Origin of the sequence: Variovorax sp. Sphag1AA, from assembly GCF_014192575.1 — a bacterium.
In the GTDB taxonomy this organism is placed as follows: domain Bacteria; phylum Pseudomonadota; class Gammaproteobacteria; order Burkholderiales; family Burkholderiaceae_C; genus Variovorax.
Genome location: NZ_JACHYC010000003.1, coordinates 1 through 19,284 on the forward strand (window position 1 = coordinate 1; position 19,284 = coordinate 19,284).

17 protein-coding genes are annotated in these 19,284 nt (G+C 64.6%); 8 read left to right on the forward strand and 9 right to left on the reverse strand.

Annotation, left to right across the window (positions count from 1 at the left end; genetic code table 11):
- Positions 1 to 252 precede the first annotated feature (252 nt).
- Positions 253 to 738, forward strand: coding sequence for a histidine phosphatase family protein (locus tag FHW64_RS11835; RefSeq protein WP_184526355.1), 486 nt, complete (start codon positions 253 to 255; stop codon positions 736 to 738).
- A gap of 413 nt (positions 739 to 1,151) precedes the next feature.
- Here the strand turns inward: FHW64_RS11835 and FHW64_RS11840 are convergent, their stop codons facing one another.
- The 8 genes from FHW64_RS11840 to FHW64_RS11875 are packed head-to-tail and all read right to left on the reverse strand — an operon-like array spanning position 1,152 to position 10,262.
- Positions 1,152 to 2,279: an FAD-dependent monooxygenase gene (locus FHW64_RS11840; RefSeq protein WP_184526357.1), complete on the reverse strand. Its 1,128-nt coding sequence runs from the start codon at positions 2,277 to 2,279 to the stop codon at positions 1,152 to 1,154.
- 60 nt (positions 2,280 to 2,339) lie between these two features.
- Positions 2,340 to 3,317, reverse strand: a complete 978-nt coding sequence (locus FHW64_RS11845; RefSeq protein ID WP_184526359.1) for a tripartite tricarboxylate transporter substrate binding protein — start codon at positions 3,315 to 3,317, stop codon at positions 2,340 to 2,342.
- Positions 3,314 to 4,147 (reverse strand): alpha/beta fold hydrolase, encoded by an 834-nt coding sequence (locus FHW64_RS11850; protein ID WP_184526361.1) that lies wholly within the window; start codon positions 4,145 to 4,147, stop codon positions 3,314 to 3,316. The genes FHW64_RS11845 and FHW64_RS11850 overlap by 4 nt, the downstream gene beginning before the upstream one ends.
- 23 nt (positions 4,148 to 4,170) lie before the next feature.
- Complete coding sequence (locus FHW64_RS11855; RefSeq protein ID WP_184526363.1) at positions 4,171 to 5,406, reverse strand: CaiB/BaiF CoA-transferase family protein; 1,236 nt, start codon at positions 5,404 to 5,406, stop codon at positions 4,171 to 4,173.
- Between the two features lie 13 nt (positions 5,407 to 5,419).
- On the reverse strand, positions 5,420 to 6,565 hold the full coding sequence (locus FHW64_RS11860) for a thiolase family protein (protein ID WP_184526365.1): 1,146 nt from the start codon (positions 6,563 to 6,565) through the stop codon (positions 5,420 to 5,422).
- Positions 6,562 to 7,005, reverse strand: a complete 444-nt coding sequence (locus FHW64_RS11865) for a Zn-ribbon domain-containing OB-fold protein (protein WP_184526367.1) — start codon at positions 7,003 to 7,005, stop codon at positions 6,562 to 6,564. The genes FHW64_RS11860 and FHW64_RS11865 overlap by 4 nt, the downstream gene beginning before the upstream one ends.
- Positions 7,006 to 7,029: 24 nt before the next feature.
- Positions 7,030 to 8,748: a thiamine pyrophosphate-requiring protein gene (locus FHW64_RS11870; RefSeq protein ID WP_184526369.1), complete on the reverse strand. Its 1,719-nt coding sequence runs from the start codon at positions 8,746 to 8,748 to the stop codon at positions 7,030 to 7,032.
- Positions 8,745 to 10,262, reverse strand: a complete 1,518-nt coding sequence (locus FHW64_RS11875) for an aldehyde dehydrogenase (RefSeq protein ID WP_184526371.1) — start codon at positions 10,260 to 10,262, stop codon at positions 8,745 to 8,747. The genes FHW64_RS11870 and FHW64_RS11875 overlap by 4 nt, the downstream gene beginning before the upstream one ends.
- Positions 10,263 to 10,624: 362 nt before the next feature.
- Between FHW64_RS11875 and FHW64_RS11880 the strand changes: the two genes are divergently transcribed.
- Complete coding sequence (locus FHW64_RS11880; protein WP_184526373.1) at positions 10,625 to 11,425, forward strand: IclR family transcriptional regulator; 801 nt, start codon at positions 10,625 to 10,627, stop codon at positions 11,423 to 11,425.
- 360 nt (positions 11,426 to 11,785) lie between these two features.
- Here the strand turns inward: FHW64_RS11880 and FHW64_RS11885 are convergent, their stop codons facing one another.
- A complete protein-coding gene (locus FHW64_RS11885; RefSeq protein ID WP_184526375.1) occupies positions 11,786 to 12,508 on the reverse strand; it encodes a TetR/AcrR family transcriptional regulator in 723 nt (240 codons plus the stop codon).
- Between the two features lie 137 nt (positions 12,509 to 12,645).
- Here FHW64_RS11885 and FHW64_RS11890 point away from each other — a divergent pair, with 137 nt between their 5' ends.
- The 6 genes from FHW64_RS11890 to FHW64_RS11915 are packed head-to-tail and all read left to right on the forward strand — an operon-like array spanning position 12,646 to position 19,227.
- A complete protein-coding gene (locus FHW64_RS11890) occupies positions 12,646 to 13,887 on the forward strand; it encodes a cytochrome P450 (RefSeq protein ID WP_184526376.1) in 1,242 nt (413 codons plus the stop codon).
- Positions 13,884 to 15,137 carry an FAD-dependent oxidoreductase gene (locus FHW64_RS11895; protein WP_184526378.1) on the forward strand — a complete coding sequence of 418 codons (1,254 nt, stop codon included), beginning with the start codon at positions 13,884 to 13,886 and terminating at the stop codon, positions 15,135 to 15,137. The genes FHW64_RS11890 and FHW64_RS11895 overlap by 4 nt, the downstream gene beginning before the upstream one ends.
- Before the next feature lie 27 nt (positions 15,138 to 15,164).
- A complete protein-coding gene (locus FHW64_RS11900) occupies positions 15,165 to 15,485 on the forward strand; it encodes a 2Fe-2S iron-sulfur cluster-binding protein (protein WP_184526380.1) in 321 nt (106 codons plus the stop codon).
- Between the two features lie 43 nt (positions 15,486 to 15,528).
- Positions 15,529 to 16,398: a fumarylacetoacetate hydrolase family protein gene (locus FHW64_RS11905; RefSeq protein WP_184526382.1), complete on the forward strand. Its 870-nt coding sequence runs from the start codon at positions 15,529 to 15,531 to the stop codon at positions 16,396 to 16,398.
- An 11-nt stretch (positions 16,399 to 16,409) separates the two neighbouring features.
- Positions 16,410 to 17,480: a gentisate 1,2-dioxygenase gene (gene gtdA, locus FHW64_RS11910; RefSeq protein ID WP_260303777.1), complete on the forward strand. Its 1,071-nt coding sequence runs from the start codon at positions 16,410 to 16,412 to the stop codon at positions 17,478 to 17,480.
- Positions 17,481 to 17,484: 4 nt separating this feature from the next.
- The gene (locus tag FHW64_RS11915) at positions 17,485 to 19,227 is read left to right on the forward strand and encodes an FAD-dependent oxidoreductase (protein WP_184526384.1); all 1,743 of its coding nucleotides are present in this window, start codon (positions 17,485 to 17,487) and stop codon (positions 19,225 to 19,227) included.
- Positions 19,228 to 19,284: the final 57 nt, after the last annotated feature.

Consider the following 19,284-nt stretch of genomic DNA (forward strand, 5'->3'; position numbering starts at 1 on the left):
CCGGGCGGTCGACGCCCCGGAGGTACGCGCTCCCTCGTGAATCGAGAGAGAGGGGCGCGGCGAGTGCGGCTGCCCACCTGTTTTTCAACAGAATCCAGCGAATGCAGACTTTCGAAGGACCAGTATCGGACGGCCGCAGTCCGCTAGCTTGCAGCCGTGCGGCAGCGGAATGTGACTGCTACGCGCGAGCGTCCCAAAGCCTTGAGAGGAGGTGCTCCCCCCTGTAGAGTTGAATCAACTTGAGGGATCACCATGAAAACCCTGCTTCTAGTCCGCCATGCCAAATCGAGTCGCGACGATCCAACCTTGCCTGACCGGGAACGACCGTTGAACGATCGCGGCTGCCAGGACGCACCCGCAATGGGCAAGCGCCTCAACAAGCGCGGGGTGAAGCCCGATCTGATCGCGTCCAGCCCAGCACTACGTGCGCTGACGACGGCGCAACTCCTCGCCGACGAGATCGGTTACCAACGCGAAGACATCATTGTCGATGAACGGCTCTATGCCAGCAGTCCTGACACCTTGCTCGCCATCATTTGCGCAATCGGTGACCATGTGGACAGCGTGATGCTCTTCGGTCACAACCCCGAGTTCACCGACCTCGCGCACCGACTGTCTAGCGAGATCACCGACATGCCCACATGCGCCGTCGCCGAGTTCCTCTTCAATGCAAAGGTGTGGGCGGATGTCGGAAAGGTTGGCCCGGCGAAGGTGAAGCTGGACGCGCCGAGGAAGTAGGTCAACCTTCGAGGCCATGACGGCAACGCTTTGACTCATGGGCCGATGCGGACTTGCGCCACTGGCGAACGGTCGGTCATGGCCGGCTTGAGCTGCGGGACTGCGCCAATAGCGGTCCTGGGGCGGCGCAATTCGTCTTGCAGGTCAAGACGAGTTGCAGTCCTTCGACGTCTTCAGACTGCGCATTGCGGCTCCGTGCCCTTTGCGGTCCTTGGCTGCGCATGGACAGGCTTGCCGGCCCTCAGGGAGTGGTGGTCCGGCCCGACCGGTATGTCGCGCACGTGTTGCCGCTTGCCGCGCACGATGAGCTGAGCGACTTCTTTGCCGAATTTCTCCTCGAACCCGCGCGGCGTTGAGTCGTGATGGCCGTCCGGGTTCGTGCGTCGCCTAGGTCCGGACGTCCATTCGATCGCTTACGCCACGTCCGCAAGAGGCATTGTCCAAGCGTCGTACCCGTATACCCAGTCTGCGGCGGTCGGCTTGCTCATCCACTGGTTGCGGTGCGAGGTCAACTGGATTTCCGATGCGCGCGCCTTGCGCGTGGCCTCGAAGCGCTGGAAGGCCCGCGGGATGGCGGCTTCGCCGGCTTCATCCAGGCAGCGCGCCAGAACGGCGGCGTCTTCGATCGCAGTCGCAGCACCTTGCGCCATGTAGGGCACCATGGGGTGACATGCGTCGCCCAGGAGGGCTACTCTTCCCTTGCTCCATTGCGGCAGCGGATCACGCTCGTACAGAGCCCACTTGTAGACCTCGGGGCACGCCTCCAGCACTGCCTGGACCTGGGGGTGGAAGCCTGCGAAAGCTGCGCGCAACTGGCCCAGATCACCGCGTGCCGACCATGACTCATTGCGCCATTCAGGCTCCGGCAGACTCGTCACGAAGTACACCTCATCGCGATTGGGCGTGATGTAGTAGATGACGATGTGTCGATCGGGCCCCCACCATTTGGTGCAGTCGTCGATGGCGTAGCCCCCAAGTAGCGAGGCCTTGAAAGTGGTCCGGTAGGCCACTCGTCCCGTGAAGCGCGGCTCCTCTCGGCCAAGCATCCATTCGCGGATCAGTGAGTGCACGCCGTCCGCGCCGATCACGGCATCGGCCCGGCATTCGTGACCATTCGCAAAGCGCAGGTTGACGCCATCCGGCAGCGATTCGAGGCCGGTCAGTTGCATATCCAGATGGACGCGGGCCGGGTCGACCGCCGAAAAGAGCGCGGCGTGCAGATCGCCGCGATGCAGCAGCAAGTAGGGAGCGCCGTAGCGCTGCTCGAAGACCTCGCCCAGTGGCAGTTCGTATTTCACCGTGCCGGTGTCCCATTCCCGGTTGTTCCAGGAGGCGGGCTGGAATGCGATCGAGCGCAGCCGTTCTTCGAGGCCGATCGCGCGCAAGACACGCATTGCATTGGCGCTCTGCTGAATTCCTGCCCCCACCCGCGCGAATTGCTTGGCCTGCTCGTAGACATGGACGTCGTGTCCACGACGCTGCAACAGGGCCGCGGCCGTCAGGCCGCCGATGCCTGCGCCGATGATTGCAATGGTTGACATAGTGCTCGTGCTTTCTGCTGGGAATATTGAAGTAGTCGTGTATTCGGAGGAATCAGGCGCTCAGTCCATCCTGACGTTGGCTTTGTGCGCGACTTCCGCCCACTTGACCATTTCGGAGTGAATGAAGGCGGCGTATTCGGCTTCGGTTTGCGGGACAGGTTCTGCGCCAATCTTTGTCAGTCGTGCTCGCGTATCCGGGTCCGTCAATACCTTGATGACGTCACCGTGCAGGCGATCGGAGATCTCGCGCGGCGTATCGGCGCGCACGGACAAACCGCCCCACGTCTGAGCCACGTAGTTCGGCACGCCGGCCTCGATCACCGTCGGCAGAGCAGGCAGAAGGGCCGAACGTTCCTTGGTCGCGATCGCCAGCGCACGCAACCGACCCGATTGCATGTGCGGCAGGGCGGTGGGGATGTCACTGAACATCATGTCAAGTTGTCCACCCATCACGTCGACGATGGCCGGCCCATTGCCCTTGTACGGAACGTCGACCAGTTCGATGCCCGCGCGCATGGCGAACAGCTCTCCGGCGAGGTGCGCGCCACCGCCTCGGCCGGAATGCCCGAATGTCAGGGTCTTTGGAGCGGTCTTGGCTTTTGCGACGAGATCCGTCACCGACTTGATCGGCGAGGAGGCACTCACCACCAGGACGATGGGATACACAGCCGCCAGCGAAAGCGGGGTGAAATCCTTCTCGATGTCGTAAGGCAGATTCGACTTGATGCTGGGCAGCACCGCGTGGTGGAACACCGAAAACAGGAGCGTGTATCCGTCCGCAGGGGCTTTGGCCGTCACTTCTGCGGCGATGATGCCGCTGGCGCCTGTGCGGTTGTCGACGATCACCGGCTGCTTCCATCGCTCGGACAGCTTCTGCGAAAGGATGCGCGCGGTCTGGTCGATCGGCCCGCCGGGCGGGAACGGCACGATGATGCGGACGGGCTGCCGGGGCTGGAACGAATCGGTCTGCGCCGCGAAGCCGGGGGTGGCCAGCAGCGAACCGGACAGGGCAATGAAATGGCGACGAGTAAGGCTCATGGTGTCTCTCGGTGTTCGTTGAATTGCGACGGATCCGGCAAGGTTGCTGTCCAGTGATCTGCCAGCAACGCGGCAACGGGTGAGGGCCGCGTCAGCGGCAGAAGGTGTCCCGCACCAGGCACGACAGACAGCCGGGCGGGACCGGCGGGCTGCGCTTGAAGGCGTTGCGCAACGATGCGCTGCATGACTTCCGGCGGCGTCGAGGCATCCCCACGCGCCGCGATGCACAGCAAAGGCGGCAGCGATCGATCGGCGAAGGCGAAATCTCCGAAGGAGGCGAGTGCACGCCAGGCAGCGGAAAAGTCGGCCATCGACATCGCTTGCAGCGCCGAGCGAGCTGATGCGCGTGCGCGCCGGACCTGCAGGGTGTCATGCTCGCCATCGAGCCAACGCGCCAATGTGGCTTCGATCGCCGCCTCCATGCCTTCGCGCTCGGCCGTTGCGGCGCGTTCCTCGAACGCGGCGGAGCCGGCACTTGGCGTCGCGATGAGCGTCAGGGAAGCAACGCGCGAGCCGGCACGCGCGGCGGCCAGTGCAGCGATCACGCCGCCCATCGAGTGCCCCATCAGATGCACTGTTGCGGGCGCGAGCTGGGACACGGCATCGATCGCATCGTCTACCAGGGCATCGAGTCCGAAGCCTCCCTCGTTCGACCGATTTCCATGGCCCCGCTGGTCGTAGCCGTCAACCTGCCAGCCGTACGGCAGTTGTTCGCACAAGGGAACGTAGCAGGCCGCGTTCAAGCCCAGGGAATGCACGAGCAGTACACGGCCGCGACGAAGGATGGCATCCGCGTCGGCGCACCTCAGGGACTGAAGACGAACAGGCATCTCGTCAGGCTTGGCGGCGGGGATCACAGTGGCGCAGTCCGGCGCTGGACAAGCACGCGGGCCCCATGCAGCCTCGCGACCTCGGAGGTGTCCAGGCCGAGCCACTCCGCCAGGACCTGTTCTCCGCTTTCGCCCAACGCGGGCGGATAGCTGGCCGCAGGTTCGAGGCCTCCGAACTTGATCGGATTGCCGACGACTTCGACGCTGCGGCCGTCCGGATGGGCGAGTTCGACCACCATCCCGCGCCCCGACTCGCGCGCGTCCTGCAGCGCCTCGGGGACGTTCCTGATGAGCGCGACCGGAACGCCGTGGGTGTGCAGGGGATCGATCCAATCCGCCGCGGGGCGGGCCAGGAAGGCCTTCTCCAGCAGCGGCCAAAGCGCGTCGCGATGCTCCAGGCGCGAAGCACCGTCGGCAAAACGCCGATCCTCCAGCAGATCGGAACAGCCCAAGGCCTCGCACAGTCCGCGCCACATGCGCTCCGTGTTGGCCGTGACAACCAGTTCTCGCCCATCGCCCGCGACGAAGGAGCGATAGGTCGGGATGGAATCGTGCCGGGCTCCCTGGGGTTGCGGGGTGACGCCGGCGACCAGCGCGTAGGTGCTCTGGTAGGAAAGCATCGCCAACTGGCAATCGAGCATGGAGATGTCGATCAGCCTGCCTTGACCATGGCGCTCGCGATCCGCCAGTGCGGCATTGATCGCGATCGCGGCGTACATGCCGGCGACGATGTCGCCCGCGGGGATGCCCAGCCTGACGGCGGCGCGATCAGGCTCTCCGGTGAGACTCATGACGCCGGAAAGTGCCTGCACGATCATGTCGTAGGCCGGTCGCTCGCGCCAGGGGCCCGTCTGACCAAAGCCGCTGATCGACGCCCAGATCAGCCGTGGATGCGCCGCCCGGAGTGCCTCGACATGCAGCCCGATGCGTGCCGCGACGCCGGGCCGAAAGTTCTCGACCACGACATCCGCTTCGGAGATGAGGCGCTGCGCCAGGGCGAGCCCTTCAGGCTGCTTCATGTCGATCGCGATGCTCCGCTTGCTGCGGTTGACGCCCAGGAAATAGGCGCTTTCGCCCGCCACGAAATGCGGAGGAATGCTGCGGCTCGAATCGCCCTCGGGTGCCTCGAGCTTGACGACTTCGGCGCCGAGATCCGCAAGGATCTGCGTGCAGAAAGGCCCCGAGAGAAAGGTCGTGAGGTCGAGGACGCGGTAGCCTGACAGCGGCCCGCTTGTGGTGTCGAGTTGTGCGGCGTTCATCGGGGGACTCGTGCTAGGCGTGCTTTTCATAGAGATGGACCGTGCAGGCGCCGTGATCGAGGCCGGCAATGCCGCCGCCTGTCACGTGCGAAAGACCGATGCGCGCTCCGTCGACCTGGCGTGCCCCTGCCTGGCCGGTCAGTTGCCAGTAGATCTCCACCGCCTGTGCGACGCCGCTGGCACCCACCGGATGTCCCTTGGACAAGAGGCCTCCGCTAGGGTTGACGACGACGTCGCCGCCGTAGGTTGAACGTCCTGCGCGCAAGAACGCCGCAGAGCCGCCAGGCTCGCACAGTCCCAGAGCCTCGTAGTAGACGAGTTCCGCGATGGAGAACGCATCGTGGAGTTCCACGACGTCGACGTCGGATGGCGCTATGCCTGCCGCTTCATAGGCATCACGGGCCGAGTCGTATGTGATCTCGGGTCGCAGCATGTTGCGGAAGCCGGCGGTCACCTGCCCGGAATGCAGTACCGAGGCACTGATACGAACCGCGGGCTTGCCCAGTCGACGGCGCAGTGCATCGGAAACCACCACGACCGCAGCGGCCCCGTCCCCGGTGGGACAGCACTGCAGAAGCGTCAGGGGGTCGGCGATGGGGCGCGATTGCAGCACCTCTTCGGCCGAGACTTCCTGGCGATATTGCGCGTATGGGTTTCGGGCGCCGTGGCGACGTGCCTTGACTGCCACCGCGGCAAGATCCTCGAGGCTCGCGTCGCGCTCGTGCAGGTAGCGGCGAGCGCGCATCGCGTAAAGCGCCGGCATGACCATGCCGCGCTGAACCTCCGGATCTTCCGCAACCAGCGGCAGGGTGCCGCCGCCGAACTGGGTGAGCTTGTCGACGCCGATCACCAGCACGGCCTCGTGCCGCCCTTCCTGGATGTCCTTGAACGCCATGTGCAGTGCGGTCGCGCCGCCGGAGCAGGCGTTGTCGACATTGACGACAGGAATCGAGCCGATGCCGGCTTCCTTGACGATGCGCTGACCGGTCAGCATGCCTCCGAAGGCGTGTCCGCATACGACGGCATCCAGCTCATGGGTCGACAGCCCGGCGGCGGCGAGCGCGTTGAGGACCGCCGGCAGGGCAAGGCCGGTGTAGCTCGAAGTCTTGTGGCGGCCCATGGGGATCATGGCCGCGCCGACGATGAAAGCCTGGCTCATGCCGTGCCTCCTTGCTCGTTGGAGGCGACTGGCACGACGAACCATCGTTCTCCCTCTGCCCGAAGTTCCACCGGGATGTCACACCCCAGCGCCTCCGGCGCGGCTTCCACCGAAGCCAGCACGCGCACGCCGTTCTCGAAATCCACGTAGCCGATGGTGTAGGGCGTGGGTCGGGTCGACGACACATGGACGGTGGCGTAGCTGTAGAGGATTCCGCGTGGACCGAAGGTCATCGGCTCCATGTCGCGTGCGCCGCTTTCCAGGCAGACGGCGCGTTGTGGAAACGCGCGGCTTCCGGTAGACCGGGAAACGCTGCCGCGCAACCGCAGCACGCCGTCGGTCAACTCGAACTCGGCGCCGCTGGGCTGCAGATCCTGCAGCGGAAAGGCATCGGGCGCAACGCTCGCGCCGCTCGTCTGGGAGGCTGATTGGGGACTCATGAAAATCGGATTCCTTCCTGGAAATCAAAGTGGTGTGATGCGGGCGTGCAATAGGGCGGAGCGGCCGGCACGTACCTCCTGCAGGCACCGGGCGATGGCTGAATCGACCTGCTCGGGATCGTCGATCGCCAGCCCGAAAGCGCCAGCGGCTTCGGCGATCTGCGTGAACGCGACGCCGTTGGCCAGGCGTGACTGAAATTGGTCTTGCCGACGTGCATAGCCGTCCGGATGCACTCGCGCCGTCGCCGTTTTCACCGCAGCCCAGCCTGCGTTGTCCACCAGCACCGTCAGCGTCGGCAGTCCGTACTGGCGCGCAGTCGCGAAGGTGGACGATGGATTGCCGAAATAGAAGGCACCATCGCCAACGATTCGCACGACTTCACGCTCCGGAGCCGCGAGCTTCGCGCCTAGCGCGAAGCCGGCCGACCACCCCAGTCCGCCGCCACCGTTGCCGGCATAAGTGCCGGCGCGCGTGCGAGGGATTTGCGCGCAGACGGTCGGCGCAGTGCGAACGGCCTCGTTGAGCAGCAACGCGTCCTCCGGAAGGTGCCGTGCAATCGCCGCGCAAAGGTAGGGCGCGGCGATTGCGCCAGGTTGGCCCCCGGAAGCTGCCGCGGCCGCGGCAGCTTCGCGCCGGGCAGCGGCTTCGTCGGCATACCGACGCGCGCGCTGCGCCGCTTCTGCGGCGAACCCCGCGCTCATGCGGCGTTGCAGAACCTCGGTCAGCTGTTCGAGGACCCGGCCGCTGTCAGCCATCATGCGCTGGTGCACGGCGTAGGGCCACATCGGCGAAGCGTTCTTCAGCGGGTCCACATCCACCTGTATCCAGTGGGAATCCGGCGCGATGTCCACCTCGCTCGGAATCCATGGAACATCCACGTCCAGCAGGATGCCGACGTCGGTGTCCGGGAGGAAGCCGTTGGCGCTGAAGCCGGCAAAGCACGCGTGCGTGCGCGGCATGTTCAGAACCAGCGGATTGGCTTCCACGACGCGCGCGCCGATCAGTTCCGCCAGGCGCGCAAGGCGCTCCGGCACGGCGGCATTGCGGCCGGCATAGCTGGTGATGATCAACGGGGCGCGTGCCGCGAGCAGTCGATCCGCGATGCGCTCGATCGACGCCGGATCGGCCCCGCCCAATCGGTGCGGCGGGTGACCGACTTGCGCGTTCGCACGCAAGCGCGATTCGTCCCATTGTTCGGCCAACGTCTCGCGGCGCAGCGTCAGATAGGCCGGACCCGGTGGATCGCTGGACATGACGGAATGCGCGCGATGGAGGATCTCCTTGACCATCACACCGGATGGCAGATCGGCTTCCCACTTGACGTAGGGACGCACCAACCCCGCCTGATCGAATGGCTCCTGGATGAAATGGACGTAGTTGTCGCGCGTTCCTGGCAACTCGCCATGGCTTGTGTATGGCGCGCGACCGGCCACCAGCAGCACCGGTAGCCGCGTGCGGAGCGCGTTGTGCAGCCCCATGGCGGCATTGGCCGTGCCGACATCCACATGCACCAGCACCGCCTGGCCGCGACCAGTCACCATCGCGTAGCCCAGCGCCATGTGCACAGCCGTGTTTTCATGGGGGCACAGGAGCGTGCGCACGAGCGGCGTTCCCTCGGCTTCCTGACGGGCCATTTCCTCGATCAAGGTCGCGTGATCGGTGCCCATGTTGGCGAACAAATATTCGGCGCCCGCTTCACGCAGGCCTTCCAGGAAATAGTGGGCGGTGGTTCGCGCGGTCATTTCGCGATCTCCGCGTGGGCCGCTTCCGCGGCGGCCCGCGGCTGCCCGAGACGAATCCAGACATTGCGGGCGCGACGGTATTTTTCGAAAGCCGCCACGCCGAAGTCCTTGCCGAATCCCGATTGCTTGAAGCCGCCGAACGGGCTCACGATGTCGTCGCTGCGCCCATAGGCATTGACCCATACGACGCCGGCCTCCACGCTTTGCGCAGCTGCCAGGGCCTTGTCGATGTCGGAGGTATGGATGCCGGCGCTGAGGCCATAGAGAGGGTGGGCAGCAAGCGCCAAGCCCTCTTCGTAGTTGTCGAAGGTCTGTACCGTGAGCACCGGGCCGAAGACTTCGTCGCGAAGCACCTCGCTGCCTGGCTGCACGTTGGTGATGACGGTGGGCTCGAAGAACACGGCCTTGCCGTCCATGAAGCGCTGGCCCCCACACACCAGCTCGCCGCCGGCGGCGCGAGCCTGATCGACTATGCGTTGCGCGCGTTCGGCCTGTGGCATCGAGATCAGCGGCGGCAGCGTGGTGGCCTCGCTCCACGTCGGGCCGGGCCGGGCGGTCTTCACGCGGTCGACGATGCGCTCCAGCAGGTTCTGCGCCACATCGCGTTGCACCACAAGGCGACTTCCGCAGAAGCAGATCTGCCCGCTGTTGCGAGTGATGGATGAGGCCACCATCTCCGCGACACGGCCCAGGTCGGGTGCGTCGGCGAAGACCAGTTGGGGGCTCTTGCCACCGAGCTCGAGAGATACGGGCTTCATGCCGTGATGCGCTGCGTCCGTCATGACCGCGGCTCCGGTGCGCGTGGAGCCGGTGAACGTCACATAGCTCACGCCGGGGTGACGGACCAGCGCGGAACCTGTGTGCTGCCCGGTGCCCACCAGCACGTTGAACAGGCCGTGCGGCAGGCCGGCCTCCACGGCCAGTGCCGCCATGCGCAGCGCCGAGAACGGCGTGAGCTCGGAGGGCTTGAGCACCACCGCATTGCCCGCTGCCAGCGCAGGGGCGAACTTGGCCGTGGCCAACAGCAATGGAACGTTCCAGGGTGAGATCGCGGCGACGACGCCGTAGGGCTCGTGCAGGGTCAGGCTCCAGACGTCCCGCGGAGTCTCGAACACCTCGCCGCTCGTCTTGTCGGCGCATTCGCCGTAGAAGCGCAGCAGTTCGATGGCCACAGGAACATCGCGCTCCAGCGTTTCGGCAATCGGCCGGGAGCTGCAAACGGATTCCAGTTGCGCCATCGCCAGGCTGTGCTTCTCCACCAACGCTGCCCAGCGGCGCATCACCGCCGCGCGCTGGCGCGGCGCCGCCGTGGCCCAGCCGGAGCGCTTCAGCGCCTCCTTCGCGGCAGTGACGGCGTGGTCCACGACCCCTTCGTCCGCCTCGTGGAACACCGCGGCGATCTTGCCGTCGGAGGGCCGATGGACTTCGATGGGCGCACCTTTGTTCTCCAGGAAGTTGCCATCGACGAAAGAGCGCCGGTCCAGCTCGACGGTGTCAGGGGCAAAGCTATGCATCTATCTGTTTCCAGTAAACGGAAGTGACTATCGATTAATGGAAATTCTAGAGGCTGCTTACGGCTTCCAGATTGGGGTATCTGCTATTGCTTGGGGTGTATGAATGAGATAAGCGATGGTTTTCGCGGGCTTTACCAGCGAGGGTGAGATCCATGCAGGCACGCGGCGACGGAGTCCGAGAAACTGCGATCAACCGCCTGTAGACTCTTCGCCGTTTCCGTCCTCAGAAAAGCATTCCTGCTGAACGGAAGCTCAAAAAGTCAGGCATCAGCCTCACGTCAAGCTGGCTGCGAGTGATGAATCGCGTGCCGAGATGCGACGTGCTTGCCGCCTGCTGCCCCACTTTTTCTGGAGACTTTTGGATGATGGAGCGCGAAACCGGAACCACGGCGCGAGTACTTATGGTGCTGCGTGCAGTGGCCGAAATGCAGCCGGAGCCTACGATGAAGGCGCTGGCCGACAGGCTGAACCTACCGCCTTCGACCATGCATCGGCTGCTGGAGCTCCTGGCGGAACACGGCATGGTCGAGCGCGACGAAAGCACGCGCACTTTCCGGCCCGCGGTGGAGTTCTTTCGCATTGCGGCGCTCGTCGTCAACCGCGTGTCGATTCGAATGTTGGCGCGCCCCTATCTCCAGGCTGCGGCGCGCGCGGTGGATGAATCGGCCTATCTGTGCGTGTACGACGCCAACGGCGGCCGCATGACCTTCGCGGCAACAGCGACCTGCAGTCACCTGCTGGACTATCGCGTGCCGCTGGACACGCCATTCAGCCTTGTTACCGGGGCCTCTGGCCGGTCGATCCTCGCGTGGGTCGACAAGGTACGGCAAGACGAAATCATTCGTAGCGAGATCGCTGCGGGCGAACTGGATCAAGCTGCCAGAGCGCAACTGGAAGAGGCGCTCATCGAGGTCCGAGCGCGAGGCTATGCACAGACTTTCGGCCAGCGCATCAAAGGGGCTGTGGGCATCTTTGCGCCGGTATTCGACGCGGCGGGGACAGTCACCGGGAGCCTGGGCTTCACGGTACCGGAGATGCGGTACCAAGCTGCGCTTCAGCAGACGTTGGTGTCAGTGGCGCTCGAGCAGGCTGCTGCGCTGTCAGGAGTTCTGGGCTACACGCAGGAACCGGATGCTCTCAAACGAGCGGGTGATACGACCTGAATCTGCACCGTCTGGATTCCGCGGGCGACATCTTTCGCTCGCAGAAGCAGTGCACCCCGCAGAAGGGGTCACGGGTCCACGGACTCCCTAGTGCTGTCGGGCCCTGGCGGTAGACCAACTGCCTGTCGCCCCGACTTCTCCCTGCGGCAGAAGGCCGCTCTTGCAAGACCTGCAAGGGGCGAGCCATCCCCTCCATGCGCGCGAGGTCAAAGCATGGAATACGACATCTTGGCTTTCCCGAAGCTCAATACCTGGCTGCAGGCGAGCATCGACCGGCCGGCCGCTAGGAAGGCGAGGCTGTTGCGGGAATGAGTTGTCCCGCAGTCAAACAGGGTTGACGCAAGTCGCATGCAGGCGGAGCTATGTGGCGAGCGGCTTCGCCGGGCGCTTCTTGGCCGCCGGTTGAAGCATTTCTTCCGCGATTGCTTCCCATCGGGAGAACAGGCGCGGAAAGTGCGCCACCTCGCCGCTCATCAATTTGCGCACACTGAGACCGCGCGTCATCGCGAAGGTGAGATGGATGCAGTCTTCGGCCTGTAGCGGCGGGTAGCCGGCTTCGGTGAATGCCTCGATCCATGCTTTTTCCACGGAGACGCGGTACTCCCTGCTCAGACGCTTGGCTTCCTGACCGAGCGGCTGGTCGCCACCCACCATCATCAGGTCAAGCGCGACATAGAAATCCTCACCGAGGAAGAAGTCCTGGCTGTCCTCGATCATGGCTTGGAGCAGTCGCCCTGGTTCGGCGCGCGCCTTCTCGATTCGTTCGAGTGCCTTGCGGTGACTGTCGATGTACACCTTCTCCAGCGCCTGCAGCACGAGCGCATCCTTGACCGGGAAATGATGTGTCTGCGCACCGCGCGAGACGCCTGCAACCTTTGCGACTTCTGCAACCCGGAAGCCTGCATAGCGTTTTTGCTTGAGCAACGCGATGGCGCCCTTCACCAGTTTCTGTTGTGTCGATGCCGTGCGTTCGGCCTGCGTGCGCCGGGGCCGTGGGCCCATTGAGGGTCGTGCTCTGGAGGGGATCATGGAGTGGAAGGATATAGGCGAATTGGTCTGAAAGATTTCACCTTCGATGCGCATCGCTCCCACGCAGTCGCTCGGGGCGTCGGCAGTTTCGGTGTTTTCCCTAGGCAAAACGACTCACAAAAATCGGACAGGCTGCGTATGATACAAACCATCCTGACTGTTTGTTTGTTCTGAAGCCAGCTGGAGATTCCATGAGTTCCGTAATCCAAGAGCCGCAGCAATCGCCGACGCCGACCACGGCCTTCGACCTGTTCGATCTCCCGGAGCACTACTACGACGATCCCTATCCGTTCTTCAAGACGCTGCGCGACGAGGAGCCGGTGCACTGGAACAGCGATGGTTCGGTCCTGGTGACTCGCTATGCGGACGTGAAAGCGGTGTGGCGCGACCTGTCCGGCGTGGTCAATCGCGATGCAACCTACCGTGAAAAGTTCGGCGAAGGGCCGCTGCTGGAGCACCACACATCCAGCATGCTCTTCAAGGACCCGCCAGACCACGACCGCCTGCGCGACATCGTCAATCCGTTCTTCACGCCTTCCGGCATCGAACGTCTACGACAGAGCGTTCGCGAGATCGTCGAGCAGTTGCTAGAGGAGCTCGAAGGTCGCACCGAGATCGACTACGTGACCGATTTCGCCTCGAGGATCCCGGTGCAGGTCATCTGCGACATCTTCGGCGTGCCGAGGTCGGACGGGTCCCGCATCCGTGACTGGGGCGCGCAGGTTCTCTTTCCGCTCAACCCTCGTGTTTCGGCGGACGCCATCGCCGGCGGCAACTCGGGCGCGGCCAACTTCAAAGCTTATCTGTTGGAGCACATCAACGAGTGGCGTCGGCGTCCGGTCGAGGAGACGCCTTCCAACGTCATCAGTGCGCTGGTCAAGGCGGAGAAGACTGGGCACGCCATCAGCGAGAACGAGATGGCCCACATGTGCATCCTCCTTCTCAACGGCGGGCATGAGACCACGACCAATCTAATCGGGCTGTCCACACTGGCGTTGCTTCGCAACCGCGACCAGTTCGATGTCATGGCCCAGGACGAAGCCATCGTGAGCTCCGGTGTCGAGGAATGCCTGCGATACACCACGCCGCTGCAGCTTCAAGGCCGGCGCACGACGCGCGCTGTGACGCTGCCTTCGGGCGCGAGCATTCCCGCGGGCGTCGAGATCATCATCGCGCAGGCCTCGGCCAACCGCGACGAGCGCGTGTTCCAGGATCCGGACCGGCTCGATCTCGCGCGCCGGCCCAATCCTCATCTCTCGTTCGGCGCCGGCATTCATGTCTGCCTGGGGCGTCCTCTTGCGCGCCTGGAAGCGAGCATCGCGCTGCCGGCGGTGACGCGTCGATTCCCTCGCATGGACTTGCGTCCCGGTCTTGCGTTCAACACCAATGCGCGGTTTCGCGGCATTCGAACCATGCCGGTGGTGCTCTCGTGACTGCTCCCGATATCTCGATTCAACCGATCGTCGTGGTCGGCGCCGGCCAGGCGGCCTGCCAGTTCATCGCATCGCTTCGGCAGATGGGGCATCAAGGGCCGGTTGTCGTGCTGGGCGACGAGCCGCAGCCGCCCTACCAGCGGCCGCCACTGAGCAAGGCCTTCCTGCATGCAGGCGATGAGACCTCGCTTCTGCTCAGGCCCTTGTCGTTCTTCGAAACGATGCGCTGCGACTTGCGTCTGGGTGTGAAGGTGATGCGCATTCTTCCCGAGAAGTCGGAGGTGGAACTCGAGAACGGAGAACATCTCCGGTATGCCCAACTCGTCCTGGCGACTGGTGCGCGGGCGCGCGATCTGCCGGGTCTGGGAGGAGGGGACCAGTCCCGGGTGTTCGTGCTGCGCTCGCTCGCCCATGCCCGTGCCTTGCGCGAAGGGCTGGCCCATTGCCGGCGACTGGCAGTGATCGGCGGTGGCTACGTCGGACTGGAGGTCGCGGCCTCGGCGCGGACACAGGGCGTCGCAGTCACGGTCTTCGAGTCCGCAGCGCGGGTCATGCAGCGTTCGGTCGGCGAGGTGACCTCATCCCTTGTGCAAGAGGTCCATGCCGACCACGACGTTCAACTGCGGTTGGGCGTGTCGCTCCAGAAGGTGCATGCAGCCGCCGACGGCATCCGCCTTGGCGTCGCCGGGGAAGCGGAACAACACTTCGACGCGCTTCTGGTCGGGATCGGCGCAGAGCCTTGCATCTCCCTGGCGAAGGACGCTGGAATCGCGTGCGCGAAGGGCATTCTGGTCGACGACCAGGGGCGTACCAGCGCGCCGGGCGTACTGGCGATCGGGGACTGCACGGAGGCTCGCGATGGCGGGCGTCCGCGTCTGGAATCGGTCCAGGGTGCCATCGATCAGGCCAAGGTCGCGGCGGCCGCGCTGGCTGGCCGTCCCGTGCCGTCTCCGACCGTGCCGTGGTTCTGGTCGGACCAATACAGCCATCGTCTGCAGGTGGCCGGCATCGCGCGAGACCATGACACGGAGGTTCTGCGAAGGCATGGCCCGAAGAAGCAATCCGTCTGGTACCTGCGCGCGGGTCGTGTCATCGCCGTCGAGGCTTTCGACGCGGCCGAGGACTTCATGGCGGCTCGCATGCTTATCCGTTCGGGCGCGCAATTGCAGATGGACCAACTGGCCGATCCCTCGTATGGGTTGGGTCCCGCTCCGTCGGCTTCCGCCGCCGCCGAAATGGCAAGTGGCTGAGAGTCTTCCTTTTCTCACGAGGTTTCCATGATCAGTATCGAATTCCATACCGCCGACGGCGAGCGCCTGCAATGCACTGCCCACGAGGGCACATCAGTGATGGAGATTGCCGTCGCCCACAACGTACCCGGCATCGACGCCGACTGTGGTGGTGCGTGTGCATGTGCGACTTGCCACGTGCACGTCGATCCAGAGGGCATGGCGCGATTGCCCCCTCGCGGTGACCAGGAACTGAAGATGCTCGCCTTTGCCGTGGGCGTGGACGACGGAAGCCGCCTGTCGTGCCAACTGCCGGTGAGTGCGGCCTATCAGGGCGTGGTCTTCAGGGTGCCTGCTTCGCAGTACTGAGTCACTTGCCGGTTCTTTCATTCATCAATGCCATCAATCCCCCATGAAACTCTGTCGCTTTGACCATGACCGGCTGGGCGTGGTCGTCGGCGAGTCGCTGCGTGATGTGTCCGCCGCGCTCGATGTCCTCCCACAGGTGCGGTATCCGTTGCCGCAAGTCGACCCGCTCATCGCACACCTGCCGCAGGTGCGCGAAGCCATCGAGGCACTGCTGCCCACGGCGCCGTTCCATCCGCTCGCGGGTGCGCACCTGCTCAGCCCGGTCGCGAACCCGGGAAAGATCGTTGCCGCGCCGGTCAACTACCGCCGGCATTTGGAAGAAGCAAGGATGCAGGCCGAGATCCACCATGATCAGCAGGTCCAGGAGATCCAGAAGATCGGCTTGTTCCTGAAAGCCACCAGTTCTCTCGTCGGTCCGTCCCAAGGGGTCGCGTTGCAGCACTTGGACAGGCGCAACGATCATGAGGCGGAGCTCGCCGTCATCATCGGCAAGGAGGGGCGCGACATCTCACGCGAAGACGCCATGCAGTACGTGGCCGGCTATGCGGTGGGCCTCGACATGACGGTACGCGGCCCGGAGGAGCGCAGTCTTCGCAAGTCAGTGGACAGCTTCACCGTCCTCGGTCCCTGGCTCGTGACGGCCGACGAAATCGCCGACCCCGCGAACATCGACTTCTGGCTCAAGGTCAACGGCCAGTTGCGCCAGTCGGCCAATACGCGCGACATGGTGCTGGACATCGGCGCGCTCATCGAGTTCGCCTCGTCGTTCTACACCCTTCATCCGGGCGACATCCTTCTCACCGGCACGCCCGAAGGCGTGGGGCCGGTTTTGCCGGGTGAACTGATCGAGTGCGCTTTCGAAGGCATTGGGCAGATCGACGTGAAGGTCCGTGCGGCCGGCCACAGCGAATAGAAGGAGTGCGCATGACAGCAACACAGATGGCCGGCGCACATTCGACCGGCAGCAGCGTCGCCGCCGAACGTCAGGCGTTCTATGACTGTATCGATACAGCGCACTGTGCGCCGTTGTGGGAGGTGCTTCACGGGGTCGTCACCCGAGAGCCCAAGACCCCTTGCCTGCCGCATCTCTGGTCGTGGGACATGGTGTGGCCCTGGCTGCAGGAGAGCGGGAAGCTCATCACCGCGCGCGAAGCCGAGCGGCGGGTGATCGTCCTCGAGAATCCCGGCCTGCGCGGTCAGACGCGCATCACGCACAGCCTCTATGCCGGATTGCAGCTCATCCTGCCGGGCGAGGTCGCGCCCTCGCACAGGCACTCGCAGTCGGCGTTGCGCTTCATCCTTCACGGAGACGGCGCCTACACCACGGTCGACGGCGAGCGCGTGACCATGCATGTGGGCGATTTCGTCATCACGCCATCCTGGACCTTCCATGACCACGGCAATCTTTCGAGTGAGCCCATGGTGTGGCTGGACGGGCTGGATCTTCCGATCGTGGAATTGCTCGACGCGCAGTTTCGCGAGGACGGCGCGACGGACGTGCAGGAAGCGCGAGGCAACGCGGGCGGCAACCTGGCCCGATTCGGCTACACGCTGAAACCCGTCGAGCATGCGGCCCGTTCGCGTACCTCGCCGCTGTTCTGGTATCCCTACGATCGCACGCGTGAGGCGCTGCATATGTTGGCGCGCAGCGAGGAGCAGCATCCGTGCTGGGGCTTCAAACTGCAATACACCAACCCGGTCACCGGGGGCTGGGCGATGCCGACGATCGGGACCTTCATGCAACTGCTTCCGCGTGGCTTCAAGGGCTCGGCCTACCGCGCGACGGACTCCACGGTGTATGCCGTGGTGGAAGGCCGGGGTCGATGCATCGTCGGCGGTCGGGAGCTTGTGTTCGGACCGCGTGACGTTTTTGTCTGCCCATCATGGATGCCCTACCGGCTCGAGGCCGATGAGGACGCCGTGCTCTTCAGCTATTCCGACCGGCCGGTCCAGCAGGCTCTGGACCTTTGGCGCGAGTCCGTCTCTGCGGATTGAAATCATGAAAACTTCTGCTTCTTCCTCCCGTCCCGAAGTCGTGGACCTGATCGTCGTCGGCGGCGGCATCGCCGGCCTGACGGCCGCAGTCGTCGCTCGCGCTTGCGGCTGCAGCGTCATGCTGCTCGAGAAGGCCGACCAGTTGGGCGGCACCAGCGCGACTTCAGGCGGCGCGGCGTGGCTGCCCGGCAACCGCCATGTGCCTGCGGAGACCGATCCCGAGGCGCCGATGACATACCTCGCCCACCTGCTGGGGGAACGCATGGACAAGGCCAAGATCCGCGCATGGCTCGATAGCGGCATCGAGGCGGTCAACTTCCTCGAAGCCCGCAGCAGCGTGCGCTTTCGCATGTACGGCGGCGCCGACTACCGCACCGACGTGCCGGGCGCGGGATTCAACGGCCGCACCATCTACCCGTTCCCCTTCGATGATCGCGAGCTCGGAGATGCCTACAAGCTCATCAAGGCGCCGCTGCCGGCGATCACCGTGTTCCACGGGATGCAGACCGACAGCACGGACCTGGCCATGCTCAGCAATGCGCTCCGGTCGCCGCGCGCGTTCATCTACAGCACGCGGCGATTGTTCAAGCACTACGCCGATCTGCTCGTTCATGGCCGTTCCACTCGGCGCCAGCGGGGCAACGCATTGATCGGCATGCTGCTGAAATCGGCCATCGACAGCGGCGTGCAAATCCGGGTGAACGCGCCGCTCGTGCGAGTCCTCGTTGAAAACGGTCAAGTGCGCGGCGCCGTGTTCGAGGAGCAGGGACAGCATCGCGAAGTACGTGCGGCATCCGTGGTCTTGGCGTCTGGCGGCTTTTCGGCCAATGCATCGATGCGCGCGGAGCACACTGCCTTCGCGGCACAACACATCGGATTGCCTCCGGAGACCAACGTTGGCGATGGTCTTCGCGAAGGCATCCGGCTCGGCGGGCGAATGGGCGCCGACAACCATTCCGACTATTGCCACGCGCCCGTCTCCACCATGCGCAAGAAGAACGGAGACATCCTCAAGCATCCACATTTCCGGCTCGATCGCTGCAAGCCCGGCGCCATCGTGGTGAACGCTGCCGGCAAGCGATTCGTCAACGAGGCCTGCTCGTACCATGACTTCGTGCGTGCCATGCATGCCAATGGCGCGGTCCCGGCGTTCCTGATCGGCGACCATCGCTTCCTGCGCAAGTACGGGATGGGACTCGTCCGGCCCTTTCCTTTCCCGTACGGAAGCTTCATTCGCGCGGGTTATCTGATCGAGGCGCCTTCGATCGAAGCGCTGGCCCAGAGGCTGAACATCGATGGCGTGGCTTTGCGGGATTCCGTCGAGCGGCTCAATGGCTATGCGCGCACGGGGATCGACCTGGAGTTTGGCAAGGGGGCCGATGTCTACAGCCGTGGCGATGGCGATCCGGAACATGGTCCCAATCCGTGCCTCGGCGAGATTTCGCAGGGACCGTTCTATGCCGTGCGTGTGTACCCGGGCGATAGCAGCACCACCTGCGGCCTTGTGACCGACACGGACGCGCGAGTCCTTGATGCGAACGACAAGCCGATCGAGGGCCTGTACGCATGCGGCGTCGACATGAACAACCCCAGTCTGGGTGCGCACCCTGCGGCCGGTTGCAACCTCGGCCCTGCGATTGCATTTGCCTACCGGGCCGCGCGCCACGTTGCCGCGCGAAAGGACGGCGCTCTGCCGACCGTCAAGGTGGGGGCGGCCGCGGAAGTCCCGACCGCGATCGCCGCGTAGCGCCGTCGCGGATTCATCGCGCTGATGGTCTGCTCGCTCCTTCAACGAACTGAGTCA